Origin of the sequence: Pontibacter ummariensis, assembly GCF_900188175.1 — a bacterium.
Lineage (GTDB): Bacteria > Bacteroidota > Bacteroidia > Cytophagales > Hymenobacteraceae > Pontibacter > Pontibacter ummariensis.
The window spans coordinates 60641-78401 of the sequence record NZ_FZOQ01000011.1 but is presented as its reverse complement, the minus strand read 5'-3'; the positions used below and the strand labels follow the sequence as shown (position 1 = coordinate 78401).

Genomic DNA, 17761 nt, shown 5'->3' with positions numbered 1-17761 from the left:
ACGAATCTTAAAGTGACCTAAGAAACAGCTCAGGCCCTTAAAGTATGACAGGCAAGCGTTTACACTTACCCGCTCTCCTTTTTGCGGTCATTTTATTTGCCTGCCTGTCAGCTGCCTTTGCCCAAGAAAGCACGAAAAAGAAGGTTAAGGTTATACCGGTTGTTGCAGGTTGGGCTAATAACTCTGTGAATGCCGTTATCTTCCGGCGAAACGCTTTAGTAACGCACCACAATACCCAGTACATGGCCTTTTACGACCCCGGAACAGTACCTGGTGCTCGCCAAGCGAAAGCTAGGCTCGGGGAAATGGGAAGCAAAACGCAGCCCTTAGAGAGAACAGCCTCGGATGCACACAATGCCATCAGCATGATGATAGATGGGGAAGGGCTGGCCGACAGTAAACCGGAAATGGTACGCATGCTGGAATGGAAACCCACCTGGCAAACACCACAATAGGAAAAGCAACTAAACGTATCGCACCATATGCAAACAAAAGTCCTTTATGCCAAGGCCCTTTTACTGGCCGCCCTGTCCTTTGGATCTGCTGCCTGCAGCAGTAGCGAACAAACGCAGGTCACTGCACTTAGCCCTACACAGAAAGTAACAGCATTTGTGGATTCTAACCTGGTGGACGCAGCCGCTCAGTACAAGGTATTGATGGCACGTCTCACGCAGGATCGTTTCCCGAAAACCTATCATGCAGATAAGGATGAGCTGGAAACAAGTGGCTCAGAGTGGTGGACCAGCGGTTTTTATCCGGGTAGTCTGCTTTATCTGTATGAGGAAACCGGGGACCAGGCGCTATACGATGAGGCGATGCGTATATTGGGCTTGCTCGAGAAGGAGCAGTTTAATACTTCCACACACGACCTAGGCTTCATGATGTACGACAGCTTCGGCAATGCCCACCGCATCAAGCCCTCGCCGGAGTACAGACAGGTGCTGCTCAACAGTGCCAAGTCACTCGCATCGCGCTTTGACCCAAAGGTAGGCGCTATCCGTTCCTGGGACTCTGCCCCGGAAGACTACATCGTGATCATTGATAACATGATGAACCTGGACCTGCTATTCTGGGCCACGAAAGAAACGGGGGACTCCTCCTACTACGACGTTGCCGTAACGCACGCGAACACGACCCTGCAAAATCACTTCCGGCCTGACAACAGCACCTACCATGTGATCAACTACAACCCCGTTACCGGCGAAGTACAGGAAAAGAAAACGGCGCAGGGAGCAGCGGACGAGTCGGCCTGGGCAAGGGGGCAGGCGTGGGGGCTGTATGGCTTTACCGATGTTTACCGCGAGACGCGTGATGAGAAATACCTGCAGCAGGCAGAGAAGCTTGCCGACTTTATCCTGAACCACCCGAACCTGCCCAAGGACATGATACCTTACTGGGACTATAATGCTCCGGGTATCCCGAATGCGCTACGCGATGCTTCCGCTGCGGCCATTACCGCCTCTGCCCTACTAGAGCTAAGCCAGTATGTTGATGCACCAAAAGGCAAGGCATACTTCACCGCAGCCGAGTCCATTCTGAAAACCCTGGCATCAGAAGAATACAAAGCCGCTCCGGGCACAAATGGGGGCTTTATCCTAAAGCATGGCGTAGGCCACAAGCCTGCTGGCACCGAAGTAGACGTTCCCCTCACCTATGGCGACTACTATTTTATTGAAGGACTGATGCGGTACAAAGCACTGGCCGGACAGGAAAAGATTTAAAACAACAGCGGAGCCGGCAAATGCCGGCTCCGCTGTTGTTAAATAGGCCTTGTAAAGCCTTGGGGAGGTGTCTTAATACACTTTAATGACCTGTCCCGTTTGTATCCCCTCAATGCTTTTAATGTACCCATTCACCACTCTGTCCATGGGAACAGGGTTATGTCCCGGAAAATAGCTTCCAATGGCCTCGGCCGAGTCTTCCACCAAGCCGGGGCTTACCACATTAATGCGAATTCCGCGTTGTAGCAACTCTCCTGCTGCCCCTACCACAAAGCCGTTCACGGCATTATTGATTGCGCTTAGTACAGTTCCATTGGCAATCGGGTCTTCAGATAAAATGCCTGAGGTCAGGGTAATGCTGCCGCCATTGTTGAGGTAATGCTGCCCTACCAGCACGAGGTTTATCTGGCCCATCATTTTACTGCGAATGCCCTGGTAAAAGTGCTCTTCGGTCAGCTGCGCCAATGGTCCCATGTAAGCACCGCCTGCCGCCACAACCAGCGCATCCACCTTTCCGATTTTTTGGAACATGCCCTCAATGGAACGGTAGTCCGTCATATCAAACTGCACGTCTCCACTCCTTGACCCGGCTAAAACTAGCTCATGTTTTTCCTGCAGCTTGGCAGTTACCTTTTTCCCGATGGTGCCGGTCCCACCTACAAATAAGATTTTCATAATTTTTTATTTTTAGTGTTGTTGTAACCAGAACCCGCTATAAAAGTTTAGAAAGCTTTTATAGCTAAAAAGGTATGCCTTCTTTCTATTTTATTTTTGCCTTATAAACTAAAAAAGGAACAGCCTGTTATGGCTGCTCCTTTAATATTAAGCAGAGTGAAGCAATGTTATTACTCCCTCTTACTTCTTATCCTTCAGCTTAAAGTTCTTATAGAAATCCTGTAACACGTAGAATGCCTTTTTCTTATCACCTGTCTGGGAAATGAGGCCTTTGCGGTTCCAGCCATCCTGCACGTTCGGGAGGGGGCGCCGTGGGGAGCGGAAGTCCACTAAGATCCAGGGGGTAATGCCGCGGAGCTGTGGTATTTTCTGCAGCATGGCCAGTGTCTCCTCATACAGGTACTCCTGGTACTCCTCCGTCCAGCGCTCCATTTTATCGCCATGCAAGCCCTGAAGTGCCCCCGCCCCGAACTCCGATACGATTACAGGTTTGTTCTGCTTGATCTCCCAGCTTGTCTTGCTCAGGGCATCCGGCAGCCTGTCGTACCAGCCAATGTACTGGTTAAAGCTCAGCACGTCCACATCCTCAATCAGTGGGTCATCCACGGTACTGGTTGTGGCGTTGATGTTGTGCTTTTCGAGGGCCGCGCTGATCAGGCGGGTAGGATCCATGCTGCGGGTCTTCGCAATAAGGTTACGGATAAACGCTGTGCGCTCGGGAGTTACCGGCGTCTCGTTGGCCATGGACCAGATGATCACAGAGGCGCGGTTCTTATCGCGTGTGATCACCTCTGCCTGCTGCCTTTCCGCTGTTTTGTAGGTATCCTCGTTTTGCCACTGTATGGTCCAGTACACGGGGTTCTCCTCCCATACCATCAGCCCCATTTTATCGGCCATGCGGGCCATGTGCTCGTTGTGCGGGTAGTGCGCGAGCCGTACAAAGTTACAACCCAGCTCCTTTGCCCAGTTCAATAAGATGCGGGCGTCTTCCTCTGAGTAGGCCCGGCCGCCCCGCTGCGGGTTTTCCTCGTGTATGCTGATGCCTTTCAGAAAGACTGGCTTATTATTCAGCAGGATGTCTGCGCCCTCTGTTCTGATGCTGCGGAAACCAATCTGGTCTTCCAGCACATCGTCGTTCACGCGCAGGTTTACGTCGTACAGGTACGGATTTTCGGGCGACCACAGGTTTACTTTGCGCACTTTCACCTCTAAGGGGGCATAACCGCGGGCATCGGTTACCACCTCCTGCTTCACTTTCAGTGCAGGAATGTTAACCTGTACTTTTTGCCCGGCCTGTTGCTCGCCGCCTACCTGCACATAACCGATCAGTTCGTTGGTATTGTTCGGGTCCAGTTGCAGGAAGTAGTCCTGCACGAAAGAAGCCGGCACCTCTACTAACCGCACCTCGCGGGTAATGCCGCCATAGTTCCACCAATCCGTGTTCACGGTAGGCACCTCTTCCCGCTTCCGCTTGTTATCCACCTTCACGACCACGAAGTTGTCGCGCGGCTTCAGCTTACCTGTCACGTCAAAGTTGAATGGGGTAAAGCCGCCTTTGTGCGTTCCCAGCTTCTCGCCGTTCAGGTACACGTCAGCTTGGTAGTTTACCGCGTCGAAGTAGAGGTATACCCTGTTGTTGGGTTTGGCTTTCTCGTAGTCAAACGACTTCTTATACCAGACAGTACCCTCATAATAGAATAGCTTCTCCTCCTGGGAGTTCCAGTCTCCGGGCACCAGCAGGGTGGGTGATTTATCAAAGTCATACTCGACCAGTTCGGTCTTGTCCTTTGGTTTGTAGTTGCGGAAGTAAGCGTTGTTCGAAGGATTCTGCTGTTTATCGAAAGGCTCCTGCCGGTAGTCGTAGTAGCCATTCTCGTAAGGGTCCACGATGTAGTGCCACTTACCGTTCAACGTTTTCGTGTCACGGTTATACACGTTCACTAAAAGTGGATCCTGTGCCGCCAGTTGGCGGCATATACTAAAGCAAAGGATAACCAGAAGGGTAAGCTTTCTTTTCATGTTAAGCGGGTTAAAATTGAGTATTGTGCTTAGCTGCTAAATGCTGAAGATTCATAACATTAGACGTAGAGCTTTATACTGTAAAAGGCCAAGGCAAGTCTAAGGTGGTCAGCGTAAAGTCTGCCGTGTTGCATTAACAAAAGCTTTGGTTTATGCTGGTCTTAGGTATGCACCACCTCTTGCCCGATCTCCTCCAGCGAGGTCTCCTTTGTTTCGGGCATCATACGCCATACAAAGAGCAACTGCAGGATCATCATCACACAGAAGATAAGGAAAGTAAGCCCTCCGCCGAGCGTCTCGGCGATGTAAGGGAAAACAAAGGCCACAAGAGCTGCCAAAATCCAGTGCGTAAAGCTACCCGTTGCCTGCCCGTACGCCCGTACCTTGTTCGGGAAGATCTCCGAGATAAAAACCCAGATAACAGCCCCCTGAGAAAAAGCAAAAAAAGCAATGTACACAAACAGGTAGATAGGCACACTATAGCCGGTAAAGTTCTGGGAGAAGAAAGCGTAGGAAACCAGGCCTAAGGTAACAATTAACCCAACGGACCCGATGAACATAAGCGTACGGCGCCCAAAGCGGTCAATAAAGTTAAGGGCCAGCAGCGTGAACAGGAAGTTAACCACCCCCACCCCTACCGATGACAAAAGCGCAGAGCTGGTGCCAAGACCCGTCATTTCAAAAATGCGGGGTGCATAATAAATGATGGCGTTGATTCCGGACAGTTGGTTAAAGAAGGCGAAAAGTACCGCCAGGGTAATAGGCCGGCTGTACCGCTTCGAAAAGAAGGCTTCTGCTGGTTGGCGTTCATCTACGTGCGCCGAAGCAATGATTTCCCTGACCGTCTGCTCCACATCTGCCTCAGGATTCGCCGCCTGTAAGGTTTCCTTGGCCTCCTGTACCCTATCCTTCTTCAGGATGAGCCAGCGCGGACTCTCAGGCACAAACAGCACCCCAATTAAAAAGCCAATGGCAGGCAAGGCCTCAGTCCCCAGCATCCAGCGCCAGTCATTCTCCCCGGTCCCGCCGATCAGGTAGTTTGACAGAAAGGCGATGAGAATTCCGAACACAATGTTAAACTGAAACAAGGCCACCAGCCTGCCCCGCGATTTGGCAGGTGAGATTTCGGTGATGTAGAGCGGTGCGGTTACAGAAGAGGCCCCTACTCCCAGTCCACCCAAGAAGCGGAAAAACAGAAAGGCATACCAGCCGGTAGCCAGGGCCGACCCTACAGCGGAAACAAAATAGAAGACGGCGATCCAGAAAAGAGTCTTCTTCCTGCCCAGTTTATCAGAGGGAATGCCGCCGAGCAGGGCACCAATCACCGTGCCGAACAGGGCAATCGAAACAGTTAAGCCGTGTTCGAACACATTCAGGCCCCAGACCTCCTGTATAGCCCGCTCCGCACCAGAGATTACGGCCGTGTCAAAACCAAACAGGAAGCCACCTAAGGCTACCACAATGGACCACAAAAAGACTTTTTTATTCATGCTTGGGAGTTATAACAGGATATCAGGTCACCGGAAAGCAAACATCTCTGCTTTACAGGCAAGCGCCCCTCTAAGTGACAAGTTTGAATATATTAAAATTAATCAATATAGACTAATCCCAACCTAATGCGGGAGCACCCCCTAGGAGAGAGGTAGCTAAAAGCCCTCATCTAAAACAACTCCGCGCAAAACTTTTGAAAGTTCCTTTCAAAACCGCACAAACTGTTCAGTTCTGAACACCTTTATAAGGATAAAAAGAGGCTTTCATACACATAATAAACTGTGTATCAACAATATACATAGCTGGCATTCAAATTGGCTAAGTAGCAGAGTAAGAGCAAAATAAAACTATGGATCGTGAACTTTCAGTCGCAACAAAGCAAGCTAACAGGCAGAAGCGCCTTTGGCAGTTAGGAATAGTCATCGCCGGGGCGCTGGCTGCTTTTTTCGGATTTCGGAGCCTGATCACCCCGGGCATCGAGAGAAGCAGCATTCGCCTGGCAACTGTGGAGCAAGGTCCAGTGAAGGCAACGCTAAGCGCCTCTGGTGTTGTGGTGCCCGAGCATGAGCTAGTCCTTACCAGCCCCATTCAGGCGCGCATCGAGCAGGTAATACGCAGCTCTGGCGAGCAAGTACAACAGGGCGAACAGATTCTCCTGCTAGACCGCTCCTTTACACAGCTTGCCTACGAAAAGCTGAAGGACGAGCAAGAGCTAAACCAGCACAAGAGCGTACAACTGCGGCTGGAGTTGGAGAAAAAGCTGAACAACCTGGAATCGCAACTGGCCATTAAGCGCATGAACGTGAAAAGCCTGCAAGCGCGGTTGGAGGACGAGCAGTACCTGCTCAAAATAGGCGGAGGCACAAAAGAGCAGGTAAAGCAGGCAGAGCTGAATCTCAAAATAGCAGAGCAGGAGTTAGCCCATCTGGAGCGGGGCATAAAGAGTGAACGTGCGCTGCTGAAAGCGGATGAGCAGGAACTGGGGTATACCTTGGCCATGAACGGGCGATCGCTGGAAGAACTGGAGCGCAAGATGCGGCAGGCGGAAGTAAGGGCCTCACAGGACGGCGTGGTTACTTGGGTGAAAAATGAGGTCGGGAGTAACGTAAGCGCAGGAGAGGTAATAGCCCGCCTGGCCGATCTAAGTAGCTTTAAAGTACAGGCCACTATCTCTGACACCTATGCAGAGCAACTGCAGACTGGTGCCGAGGCCATTGTGCGGGTAAACGAGACAGACTTGAAGGGGATAGTTTCTACCATCGAGCCCACTGTTACAAACGGCACCGTCACTTTTTTTATAGCGCTAGCGGAAAAGGCGCATAAGGCACTGCGGCCTAACCTGCGCGTGGATGTTTACCTCACCACCGCCACTAAGCCGAACACCCTTCGCGTGAAAAACGGCCCCTACTTCAACAGCACCTCCTCCAACCAAGTGTTTGTGCTGCGCGAGGACGAACTGGTGCGCACTCCGGCCCGCATCGGAATAAGCAGTGCCGACTTTGTGGAACTGGAGGATGGTGTACAGGCAGGCGATGTGGTCGTGATCTCATCCCTGCAGGACTACGAGCACCAGAAGAAACTAAAACTCAAGTGATGAAAGGCGAGCTCCTGCTGAATAAACTATTCCTGCGTTTCGATTTGACCTCAAAATACAACTATGAAAAAGTATAGGACCTATTGTTTGCTGTTTGTGCTCTTTGTGCTGCCCTGTAGCCAAAGTGCTGCACAACCTACTGCCCGGCAACTTAGCCTGCAGGAGGTGATCGCTTTGGCGCAGGAGCAGTCTACAGAAGCGCGCCAGGTGGAGACCAGCCGGGAGAACAGCTATTGGCAATGGCGCAGCGTTAAGTCGGGCTACATGCCGCAGCTTAGCCTGGAAGGCACCTTACCGGACTTTAGCCGCACCATCAACCCGGTGACGCAGCCTGACGGCACCACGGACTTCAAGCCCGTTGCCATTAACAGCTCTAACCTGGGGCTTACCCTTAGCCAGGTCATCAGCCCTACCGGGGGTAAGCTCTTCGTCACCTCGCTCATGCAGCGCTTCGACGATTTTGACCGGGGCATGACCCGCTACAACAGCAACCCTGCTATTATCGGGATAGAGCAACCGCTGTTCGCCTACAACGCTTTAAAGTGGACAAAGAAAATTGCCCCGCTGCGTTACGAGGAGTCACAGAAGCAATACCTGGAGGACAGGGAGCAGATCGCGGTGCAGGCCACCCAACTGTACTTCGACCTGTTACTAGCTCAGGTAAACCACCAGATTGCCGCCAAGAACCTGGCCAACAACGATACCCTCTACCAAGTAGCGCAGGAAAAGTACCGGCTCGGCCGGCTTTCTAAAAATGACCTGCTGCAGCTGCGCCTCGCTGTGCTGAACGCTGACCTGGCACTGGCCCAAGCTTCGCTGGATGAGCAAACAGCCGCCCTGGCTCTCCGCAATTATGTCGGACTGAAGGACAGCACCCCCTTTGGCTTACAAGTACCTGAAAACATACCAGAGGTGACTGTAGCACCTGAACTGGCCCTGGCAGAGGCCAGGCAAAACCGAAAAGAAAGCATCAACTTCAGAAGAAGACTACTCGAAGCAGAGAGCCTGGTGGCGAAAGCACGCGGAGATAACGGGTTCAACGCCAGCGTATTCGCCACCTTTGGCCTTACCGCACAGGGTGCTAACCTTACGGATATTTACACCCAGCCCGATAACCAGCAGCGTGCCCGCCTTGGCTTCAGCATGCCTTTACTAGATTGGGGGCGGCAGCGGGCAGTTGCCAAGGCGGCCGCGCTAAACCAGCAGTTGGTAGAGCATACCATTAATCAGGAAGAGACAAACTTCGAGCAGGCCGTGATCACGCAGGTGAACCAGTACAACACCCTTAAGAGCCGCATTAAAACCACAGCCGAAGCCGATGCCATTGCCACAGAGCGTTACGATATAGCGAAGAACACTTTTCTGATTGGCCGCATCAGCATCACAGACCTGAACATTGCCCTGGCCGAGAAAGACAGGGCAAGGCGTGCCTACATTGCCGCGCTCAGCGAGTTCTGGGACGCCTACTACAGTTTAAGGCAACTAACCCTCTACGACTTTGAAAAGCAGGAAGCACTCCTGCTGCAAGATGACTGAAAATTAAAGGAACCACTCAAAAATTAAAAACTATGAAGAAGCTCATTTTCGTGTGCCTGTTAGTACCAGAACTGATCATGGCAGAAGCAGCACCTGTACTCCCAGCCCCTGTCTCCGGCGCAGCAAGCGTGCCTGCTCTACAATTCAGTAAGAGCGACACGCTTGCAACCGACAGCCTGCAGCGATACGCCGGTGTTTACCAGCTAAACGAGCAGTTTGCCATCACCGTCTCCGTGGAGGATGGCAAACTGTACGGGTTGGCACCTGGTGACGCCGAAAAGACAGCGTTCAGCCCTGTGGCTAAAAATAAGTTCATTATCGAAGGCCCTCAGACGGAGGTAGAGTTCCTGGAAGAGAACGGACAGGTGCACTATATGTTCGTGAACATGCAAGAGGGAACAAAGCTGAAGAAAGTCCGATAGAAGCGTATGGACCGCAATTAAATGTTATATTAGAACTAAGAAAAAAACGATGATTACGCTATCAAATATCGAAAAGGTCTACCAAACCAAGTCTATCGAGACGGTAGCCCTGCAAAACGTGAACCTGAAGGTTCCGGCAGGTGAGTTTCTGTCTATTATGGGCCCCTCCGGCTGCGGAAAATCCACCCTGCTCAACATCATGGGACTGCTGGATGTTCCGAGCAAGGGAGTAGTGGAAATTAACGGGCAGCCCATTCAAAGCTACAAAGACAAGGAACTGGCGCATATCCGTAACGAGAAAATCGGCTTCGTTTTCCAGAGCTACCACCTGGTAAATGACTTAAGCGTGCTCGACAACGTGGAGTTGCCCCTGCTTTACAGGAACGGGGTATCGGGCACTGAGCGAACCAGTCGTGCGAAAGCTGCTTTGGAGAAAGTAGGCCTGAGCGCCCGCACCAAGCACTACCCCAGCCAACTCTCTGGTGGCCAGCGGCAGCGGGTAGCGATTGCCCGGGCACTGATCGGGCAACCTGAGATCATCCTGGCCGATGAACCCACAGGTAACCTGGACTCTGTGATGGGAGAAGAGATCATGCACCTTCTCCTGAACCTTAACAGCCAGGACGGCACCACCATTGTGATGGTGACGCACGACGAGAACATGGCAATGAAAACAGAGCGCCTGGTGCGCTTCTTCGACGGGCAGCAAGTATCGGACACGGTCCTCTACGGCAACTTTCAAAAAGTGTAAGCCATGCTGAAGAATTACCTTAAAATCGCGTGGAAGGTACTCTTGCGGCGCAAGTTCTTTACCTTCATCAGCCTCTTTGGCATCAGCTTCACGCTTATGATCCTGATGGTAGTGACGGCCCTCTTCGACCATGCTTTTGGCCCACAGATGCCGGAGCGTGACACAGACAAACTGCTTTTTGTGAACATGATGCGGGAGCAGCGGAACGGCGGCTTTATGAACAGTGGCCCTGTCAGCTACTACTTCCTCAACCGCAACGTCCGTACTCTGCAAACACCTGATAAAGTGTCTATCAACTCTGTGTTCTCCACGGTTAACAGTTATGTGAACAACCGCAAGCTGGCGCTCGACATAAAATTTACGGACAGAGAGTTCTGGGATATCCTGGACTTTAACTTTCTGGAAGGGAGCGCTTTTAGCCAGCAGGATGTGCAGAGTGCTAGCCGGGTAGCCGTGATAAATGAGAACACCCGTAAGCAGTACTTCGGTACCGGCGAGGCCCTGGGGCAGCACATTGAGGTGAACCAGGTAAGGTATAAAGTTGTGGGTGTGGTGGAGGATGTGCCGGTGCTGCGCCTGCACTCTTATGCCGACGTATGGGTGCCGATCACGCTCAGGAGCCAGGACTTTAACAGGCAACAAATGCACGGCACCTATTTTGCCACCATCAAGGCCAAAGAGCCCGCCGATGTACCGAAGATAAAGGAAGAATATGCCGCCATGTTGCAGCAAGTGGAGCGCCAGCAAACAGAAAAGGGCACCAAGCTCTTCTCCTTTCCGGATACGGTGCTGGAGAGCTTCACACGTACCTTTTTGGGCAACGGAAGGGAATCGGGCGTTGGTAAGCTGTACGGCATTTTGGCTGGTCTGGCCTTTCTGTTCATGCTGCTGCCTACCATAAACCTGGTTAACATTAATGTTAGCCGCATCATGGAGCGTTCCTCTGAGATCGGAGTACGTAAGGCCTTCGGTGCCACCTCCTCCGCCATTATCGGGCAGTTTATCATTGAGAACATTTTCCTGACGCTGTTGGGAGGACTGCTGGGCTTTCTGCTTTCGGCCCTGGTGTTATGGCAGATAAATGACAGCGGACTGATTGCTTACGCCGACCTGGGGCTTAACCTACGGGTGTTTGCCATCGGGCTGCTGCTCTGCCTTGTGTTTGGATTGATTTCCGGGGTTTACCCGGCCTTTAAGATGTCACGCTTACATGCCGTAGAGGCGCTGAAAGGAGGTACAAAATGATACGCCATCTGTTTAAACTGATCTGGAACCGGAAAAAGAGCAATTTCCTGCTGATCACGGAAATCTTCTTTTGCTTTCTGGTGCTCTTTGGCGTACTGAGCCTGGTGGTGTACAATGTGCGTAACTATACCAAGCCGCTGGGCTTTGAGCATGAGAACGTATGGATGCTGAGCATGCGCCCCAACAACGATTCTTCCGCCCTTAACCATCAAAACCTGGTACAGGTGCTGCAGCGGGTACGTGCCTACCCGGAAGTAGAGCACGCGTCTCTTAGCACCAGCAATGCTCCTTTTGCCTTCAGCCAGATGATGGATAACCTGACGTATGGCAACGTAAAAGACTTGCAGGCAGATGTTTACGAGGTAGAGGATGGTTTCCAGGATGTTATGCGGCTGCAACTAAGCGAAGGCCGCTGGTTTGGTGCTGCTGATGATGCCTCTCACCACAAGCCAATCGTTATTAACAAGGTCCTGCAGCAACAGTTGTTTGGCGCAGAAGATCCATTGGGCAAACTCATTAGGTACACCGATACGGTAAGCTACCAAGTAGTAGGCGTAGTGGATCATTACCGTGCGTACAGCGAATTCGCGGTTGAGAAGCCAGCCTTCTTTTCGCGCATAAACCTGCAGGAAGACGATAAGTCCTTTTGGGGGGAGCTCCTGATACAGGTAAAGCCAGGGACGGGGGTTGCGTTTGAGGAGAAAATGGTGCGCGACATTTCCGGTACTACCAAAGATTGGACACTGGAAGTAACAAGCCTGGAGAAGATGCGACAAAACAAGGCTAAACTGACCCTTGCCCCGATGATCGCACTGGGCCTGGTCTGCGGCTTTCTGATTTTTAATGTGGCACTGGGTCTCTTCGGGGTGTTGTGGTACAACATCAACCGCAGGAACGGGGAAATTGGGCTGCGGAGGGCTTTAGGCGCCGCCGCAAGCCAGGTCTACTGGCAGTTTATCGGCGAAGTACTGGTACTGGCTACTTTCGGGCTGTTACTGGGCGTGTTCTTTGCCGTGCAGTTTCCGCTGCTGCAGGTTTTTCAGGTCGATTCGGAGGTGTACCTCATCGCCTTAGCCTTTGCTGTTGTCATCATTTACCTGCTCACTGCCATTTGCGCTTTCTACCCAAGCCGGCAAGCGGCTGCCGTACTCCCGGCAGTTGCGCTGCACGAGGAATAATTCATTATCTGAAGCCGGGCAGTCTGTAGCCATTGCCCGGCTTTAACTTCTTTGATTTCACTATCTTTATTCCGTATAGATTAACGCCACATGATCCTGATCATAGACGACGATATTGCCATCCGTGCCTCCTTAAGCTTACTGCTAAAGCAGCAGGGATATAAAACAAAAGAGGCGGCCTCACCAAAGGAGGCACTTGAACAGGCAAAGCTGCACCCGTTGCAGTTGGTGATCATGGACATGAATTTCTCTATTGAGACCACCGGCGAAGACGGGCTGCACTTACTCGGGCAGTTTAAGCAACTGATGCCGCAGGTTCCGGTTATCCTCATCACTGGCTGGGGCTCCATCCACCTGGCTGTGGAGGGCATGCGGGCCGGCGCCGCCGACTTCATCACCAAGCCCTGGAGCAACGAGTACCTGCTGCAATCGGTGCGTACGGCACTGAGTCTCTCGCAGGAGCCGGCAGAGTCAGGCGATGCGCTGACACGCAAGAAGCTGGACAAGCAGTATGACCTGGGCTTTATCGTGGGCCAGGACCAGGCCTTATTGCAGATATTGAAAAAGGTAGGCCAGATAGCCCCTACAGATGCCTCGGTGCTGATTGAGGGGGAAAGCGGCACAGGTAAGGAGCTGATCGCAGAAGCGGTGCACCGGAATAGCCTTCGGAAAAACCACCCCTTCGTAAAGGTGAACCTCGGCGGTATCTCCTCCAGCCTTTTCGAAAGTGAGATGTTCGGGCACAAGCGTGGAGCCTTTACCGACGCCAAGTTAGACCGTACCGGCCGCTTCGAGATAGCCAATAAAGGAACCATCTTCCTGGACGAAATTGGGGAACTGGACCTTAGCAGCCAGATAAAGCTATTGCGCGTATTGCAGGACCGTACCTACGAAGTGCTGGGCGACAGCCGCTCCCGCAAGCTGGATATACGGGTGGTGTGCGCCACGAACAAAGACCTGGCCCAACTGGTAGAGGAAGGCAAGTTCAGAGAAGACCTCTACTACCGGATTAACCTGATCAAGGTAAAGCTGCCCCCCCTGCGCGAGCGCGAAGAAGACATCCCGTTACTGGTCAGGTTTTTTGTGGAAAACCTCAAGAAGACTTATCACCGGCCAGCCCTACAGGTTAGCGCCAGGGCACTGCAGTGGCTCAAAGAGCTGCCACTCCCCGGTAACATCCGGGAGCTCAAGAACCTGGTGGAGCGTACCGTGCTGGTGGCTGAGGATGAAGTGCTGGAGGCGGAGGACTTTCAGGCCCAGGCACAGCAAGCCCCTGCCAAGCCTGGGGATAAGACCCTTCCGGCTGTGGGCACGATGACACTGGATGAAATGGAGGCATCGATGATCCGGAAGTCGATGACTTTTTACCATAACAACATAAGCAAAGTAGCCAAAGCACTGGGACTTAGCCGTGCTGCCCTGTACCGCCGCCTCGACAAGTTCAACATCCCCTATGAGGCTGCAGACTAAGTTTATCCTCTTTGCCGTGTTCATACATGGCCTGCTGGGCATCTTTGCCTGGCTGCTGCTGGAGAAGAACAAGTTTCTGTTTCTCGGGATGGAAGGGCTTATTCTTTGCTCTGTCTTCATCACCTCGCAACTCTACCGATCATTCTTTAAGCCGCTGACGCTCATCCGCGCCGGTATAGAGTCTATCAAGGACAAAGACTTCTCGACCAAGTTCATGGCGGTGGGGCAGCAAGACCTGGACGAGCTGGTGAACGTGTACAACCGCATGATAGACCAGCTACGGCACGAGCGCGTTGCCCAGGCCGAAAAGCACTATCTCTTAGAAAAGCTCATTCAAGCCTCCCCTGCCGGGATTATCCTGTTGGGGTTCGATAACCAGGTGGAGGCCGCCAACCCGGCAGCAGAGAAGTTTCTGGGGCTAAGCCTGGGGGAGCTGCAGGGGAAGCACGTCAGTCAGTTGCCGAGCGAATGGGCAAAGCAGCTTTTGGAACTGCCTACCGGTAAGTCCACCACCTTCCGACTACAGGGTACCTGGACCTACCGCTGCCATCGCGCCCACTTTATGGACCGGGGCTTTCAGCACTACTTCGTCTTGATCGAGGAACTGACTGAAGCTATCCTCCAGAACGAACGCCAGGCCTATGAAAAGGTGATCCGGGTGATGTCGCATGAGGTGAACAATACGACCGGGGCCATCAACTCCATACTAGGTTCTCTGGCGTTTTATACACCGCAGCTACAGGAGGAAGATCAGCCTGACTATAAGCATGCACTGCAGGTAGCTGTAGACCGCAACACCAACCTGAGCCGCTTTATGGCTAACTTTGCCGAGGTAGTACGCCTGCCTCAGCCGCAAAAGTCTCCAACCGACCTGCATGAACTCCTACAGAACCTGTACTGTTTGCTGCAGCCAGAAATGCAGCGCAGGAACATAAAGCTCACCTGGCAGCTAGGGGAACGCCCCCTGGTCGTGTGCCTGGACGTGCAGCAAATGGAACAGGTACTGCTGAATGTTCTGAAAAACGCAATGGAGGCAATTGACACAAATGGCGAGATAACAATAGCTACATGCCTGCACCCTGCCCAGCTTAGCATTTCCGATACCGGCGGCGGTATATCAGAACAGGTGCAGGCTAAGCTTTTCACCCCTTTTTACACCACCAAAGCAAACGGACAGGGAATAGGGCTAACAATGGTACGCGATATACTTGTAAATCACGGCTTTAGCTTCTCACTGCGCTCTGAGCATAAGAACTGTACGACTTTTACTGTTCGTTTTAAGGAAAATTAAACAGCTATAGTACAATTTCTTTTATCTACCCATCCTTCCCTGCCGCTTGTTCTTTCTGCTTAACAAACCAGCAACACATTGCCTTTACACACACCATATTAATAGTAGATAGGCAAACCTTCTTCTAGTTATCTAGCAAAAGTGTAAGTATCTAATCTAGTTTATAAAATTTAAGCAAATTTAAAACTAAAAAATATTTTTCCCGTACGGTGCACATACAACCTATGTTCTTATTTTATATATTGTCTCATCAGTTAGGAAAAACACTATGGAGTACAATATTATTATCGCCCCAAGCCTGGAAGCGTTAGCCTCTGAAGTCGCTAGCTTTTTACCGATGGGCTGGAAGCTAAAGGACGGCATTGTGGAACATGTGGATGGCTTTGCACAGCAGTTAATACGCTACCCGAAGGATAGCATGCGGATGAAGCAGCAGAAGCCTAAACAACAGGAGAAGCCGCAACGCCGCATGAAGTGGATCGAGTAAGTTCAGGTTTATAGTCAACCTTTAGCCAGTGAAGCCCCCTCCCTGGTCTGCGAAATGCAGGCCCGAGAGGGGGCTTCTGTTTGCGTGTCCTCCTAAACCCAAGGCTATGACCCCTGATCGGGCACTCTCAGGGCAGACGGTACCTGTACATCAACCTTTCTTTGCCTCCATTGCTTAAGCTTTTGAGCCGAGCATCTCTACGCCATCTCCCTATAGCTATAAAAGATTTCTTTACAAGGCCTCTCCGCTTATGTACCCTTTAAGTTGAAAGACTAACTACCGGCAGCTAAAGAATCCTGGCACCAGTTCCTCCGATTGATGCATAATTTCCTGCTGCTACCGCAGGCAATCGAGGCACAGCAGTAGCGCCATAAAATGTTCTCCCCCTGTCAAGTTTCTATGGCAACGCAACCTAAAGGCACTGGTCATTTTTTTTGGACCCTTACTAGAGCAGTCAGAAAAGGCATTCTTGAATCTTAATTAAAATTTTATATATGTTTATTACAACATATGTTCTTATTTATAAGTATGAGGATTCATCATTAAAAAACGAGGCTTAGATTCAATCACAAGTGGTTAGCCTTTTTACTGACGGACTTCATGAACTATGAGTAATTCAACCAACAAGATAGATTCCCTACAAGCCCTGAGGGCTTTTTCCGCCACCTCTGTAATGCTCTTCCATGGCACAGGAATTATTAGCAGCCACCTTAATTATGTATTCCTGGAAAACTTCTTTTCGGCAGGTTTTTCTGGTGTCGACATCTTCTTCGTGCTAAGTGGTTTTATTATTTATTACACCTCCACCTCCAAAAAAAGCACCGTGATGGCTTTTCTCACAAAAAGGCTTTTAAGAATTTACCCTGTTTACTGGGTTGTTACACTTCTGCTGGTTTTCTTTTATTTCCTCTCCCCCTCACTGGAGCAAGCTCACAGAGGACAACTGGACGTAATTTGGGGATCCCTTCTTTTATTACCACAGGAATTCATGGTATCGGGAATAGCATGGACGCTCTCTTATGAAATTATCTTTTACTTAATGTTTGCCCTTACTTTTTTCAGAAGTCCATCCCTGTTTGTTGTTACCTTTTCTCTTTGGGTTGTTGCTATACTAACCGCAGCCCTCTTGGGCTTTAAAATAGGGGTTTATGAGTTAGACGCTTTGCTAAACCCCGTCATCATAAATTTTGCTTTCGGCTGTTTCGCTGCTTTTCTTTATAAAAGGTACCCAACTATCAAACACTGGCATTGGCCCATCTGGAGCGGCGCTGCTCTCTTTGCGACCTCTTGGCTATTAACACACCAAGATTTCATAGAGACTGGAGGGCCTATTAGGGTCTTATGCTTTGGTCTGCCCTCGGCTTTGTTTATTTATGGGGTACTATACGCTCCTGTTCGTGTTCCGAGACTATTAACACATTTAGGAGATGCTTCTTACTCATTGTATCTTCTACACGGAAGTGTGCTGTCTGTATTGTTAAAACTTGTGCTTAAAGTAAAGGCAGATAGTTACCTTGATAACTTCACCGGAAGCTTACTCCTATTTGTCTTCACGCTACTGGCTTCTTCTATATTTTATCTTTTACTAGAAAAGCCCCTCACGAAAACACTGTACAACCGATTTGCAAAAAGAGAAAGTAACCCTCCCCTTAAGAAGGTAGTTCCTGCCTAAACTCGCTCAATTATAAAAGGTGCTTTTGCCCACTGCGTTCTCTACACGGTACATCTTTGCAGGTACGGGCAGTTAAGTTCTTCCATTCTCATGGTAGTCTGTTTGGCGCCAAGATGAAAAAAACCAGGTATAAGCAAAATATAACAACTAATTAATTGCAAATAATAACCTAATTATTACAACTTTAACGCCTGTTTACAGTAACTAGA

At 50.8% G+C, this 17761-nt stretch carries 15 protein-coding genes; 12 read left to right on the top strand and 3 right to left on the bottom strand.

Going from position 1 to position 17761, the window contains the following annotated elements; all coding sequences use genetic code 11:
- The first annotated feature begins 44 nt into the window (after positions 1–44).
- Positions 45–455, top strand: a complete 411-nt coding sequence (locus tag CHB92_RS12815) for a hypothetical protein (protein WP_089319620.1) — start codon at positions 45–47, stop codon at positions 453–455.
- Positions 456–482: 27 nt separating this feature from the next.
- Positions 483–1721: a glycoside hydrolase family 88 protein gene (locus CHB92_RS12810; RefSeq protein WP_179223037.1), complete on the top strand. Its 1239-nt coding sequence runs from the start codon at positions 483–485 to the stop codon at positions 1719–1721.
- Between the two features lie 72 nt (positions 1722–1793).
- Here CHB92_RS12810 and CHB92_RS12805 read toward each other — a convergent pair whose 3' ends face one another.
- The 3 genes from CHB92_RS12805 to CHB92_RS12795 form a co-directional block, all read right to left on the bottom strand.
- On the bottom strand, positions 1794–2396 hold the full coding sequence (locus tag CHB92_RS12805; protein WP_089319619.1) for a short chain dehydrogenase: 603 nt from the start codon (positions 2394–2396) through the stop codon (positions 1794–1796).
- A gap of 180 nt (positions 2397–2576) precedes the next feature.
- On the bottom strand, positions 2577–4415 hold the full coding sequence (locus CHB92_RS12800; protein ID WP_089319618.1) for a glycoside hydrolase family 2 TIM barrel-domain containing protein: 1839 nt from the start codon (positions 4413–4415) through the stop codon (positions 2577–2579).
- A 161-nt stretch (positions 4416–4576) separates the two neighbouring features.
- The gene (locus CHB92_RS12795) at positions 4577–5905 is read right to left on the bottom strand and encodes a sugar porter family MFS transporter (RefSeq protein WP_089319617.1); all 1329 of its coding nucleotides are present in this window, start codon (positions 5903–5905) and stop codon (positions 4577–4579) included.
- Positions 5906–6255: 350 nt separating this feature from the next.
- Between CHB92_RS12795 and CHB92_RS12790 the strand changes: the two genes are divergently transcribed.
- From CHB92_RS12790 to CHB92_RS12745, 10 genes are all read left to right on the top strand, one after another.
- Positions 6256–7500, top strand: coding sequence for an efflux RND transporter periplasmic adaptor subunit (locus tag CHB92_RS12790; protein WP_089319616.1), 1245 nt, complete (start codon positions 6256–6258; stop codon positions 7498–7500).
- Positions 7501–7563: 63 nt separating this feature from the next.
- Positions 7564–9036 (top strand): TolC family protein, encoded by a 1473-nt coding sequence (locus tag CHB92_RS12785; RefSeq protein WP_089319615.1) that lies wholly within the window; start codon positions 7564–7566, stop codon positions 9034–9036.
- Positions 9037–9068: 32 nt separating this feature from the next.
- A complete protein-coding gene (locus CHB92_RS12780) occupies positions 9069–9458 on the top strand; it encodes a DUF3471 domain-containing protein (protein WP_089319614.1) in 390 nt (129 codons plus the stop codon).
- A gap of 49 nt (positions 9459–9507) precedes the next feature.
- Entirely contained in the window at positions 9508–10209 is a 702-nt protein-coding gene (locus CHB92_RS12775) for an ABC transporter ATP-binding protein (protein ID WP_089319613.1), read from the top strand.
- A 3-nt stretch (positions 10210–10212) separates the two neighbouring features.
- Positions 10213–11454 (top strand): ABC transporter permease, encoded by a 1242-nt coding sequence (locus CHB92_RS12770; RefSeq protein ID WP_089319612.1) that lies wholly within the window; start codon positions 10213–10215, stop codon positions 11452–11454.
- The gene (locus CHB92_RS12765) at positions 11451–12632 is read left to right on the top strand and encodes an ABC transporter permease (protein WP_089319611.1); all 1182 of its coding nucleotides are present in this window, start codon (positions 11451–11453) and stop codon (positions 12630–12632) included. Before CHB92_RS12770 ends, CHB92_RS12765 begins: the two co-directional genes overlap by 4 nt.
- A 90-nt stretch (positions 12633–12722) precedes the next feature.
- Complete coding sequence (locus CHB92_RS12760; RefSeq protein WP_089319610.1) at positions 12723–14102, top strand: sigma-54-dependent transcriptional regulator; 1380 nt, start codon at positions 12723–12725, stop codon at positions 14100–14102.
- The gene (locus CHB92_RS12755; RefSeq protein WP_089319609.1) at positions 14086–15393 is read left to right on the top strand and encodes a sensor histidine kinase; all 1308 of its coding nucleotides are present in this window, start codon (positions 14086–14088) and stop codon (positions 15391–15393) included. Before CHB92_RS12760 ends, CHB92_RS12755 begins: the two co-directional genes overlap by 17 nt.
- Positions 15394–15661: 268 nt before the next feature.
- On the top strand, positions 15662–15880 hold the full coding sequence (locus CHB92_RS12750; protein ID WP_089319608.1) for a hypothetical protein: 219 nt from the start codon (positions 15662–15664) through the stop codon (positions 15878–15880).
- Positions 15881–16487: 607 nt separating this feature from the next.
- Positions 16488–17552: an acyltransferase family protein gene (locus CHB92_RS12745; protein WP_089319607.1), complete on the top strand. Its 1065-nt coding sequence runs from the start codon at positions 16488–16490 to the stop codon at positions 17550–17552.
- Positions 17553–17761 lie beyond the last annotated feature (209 nt).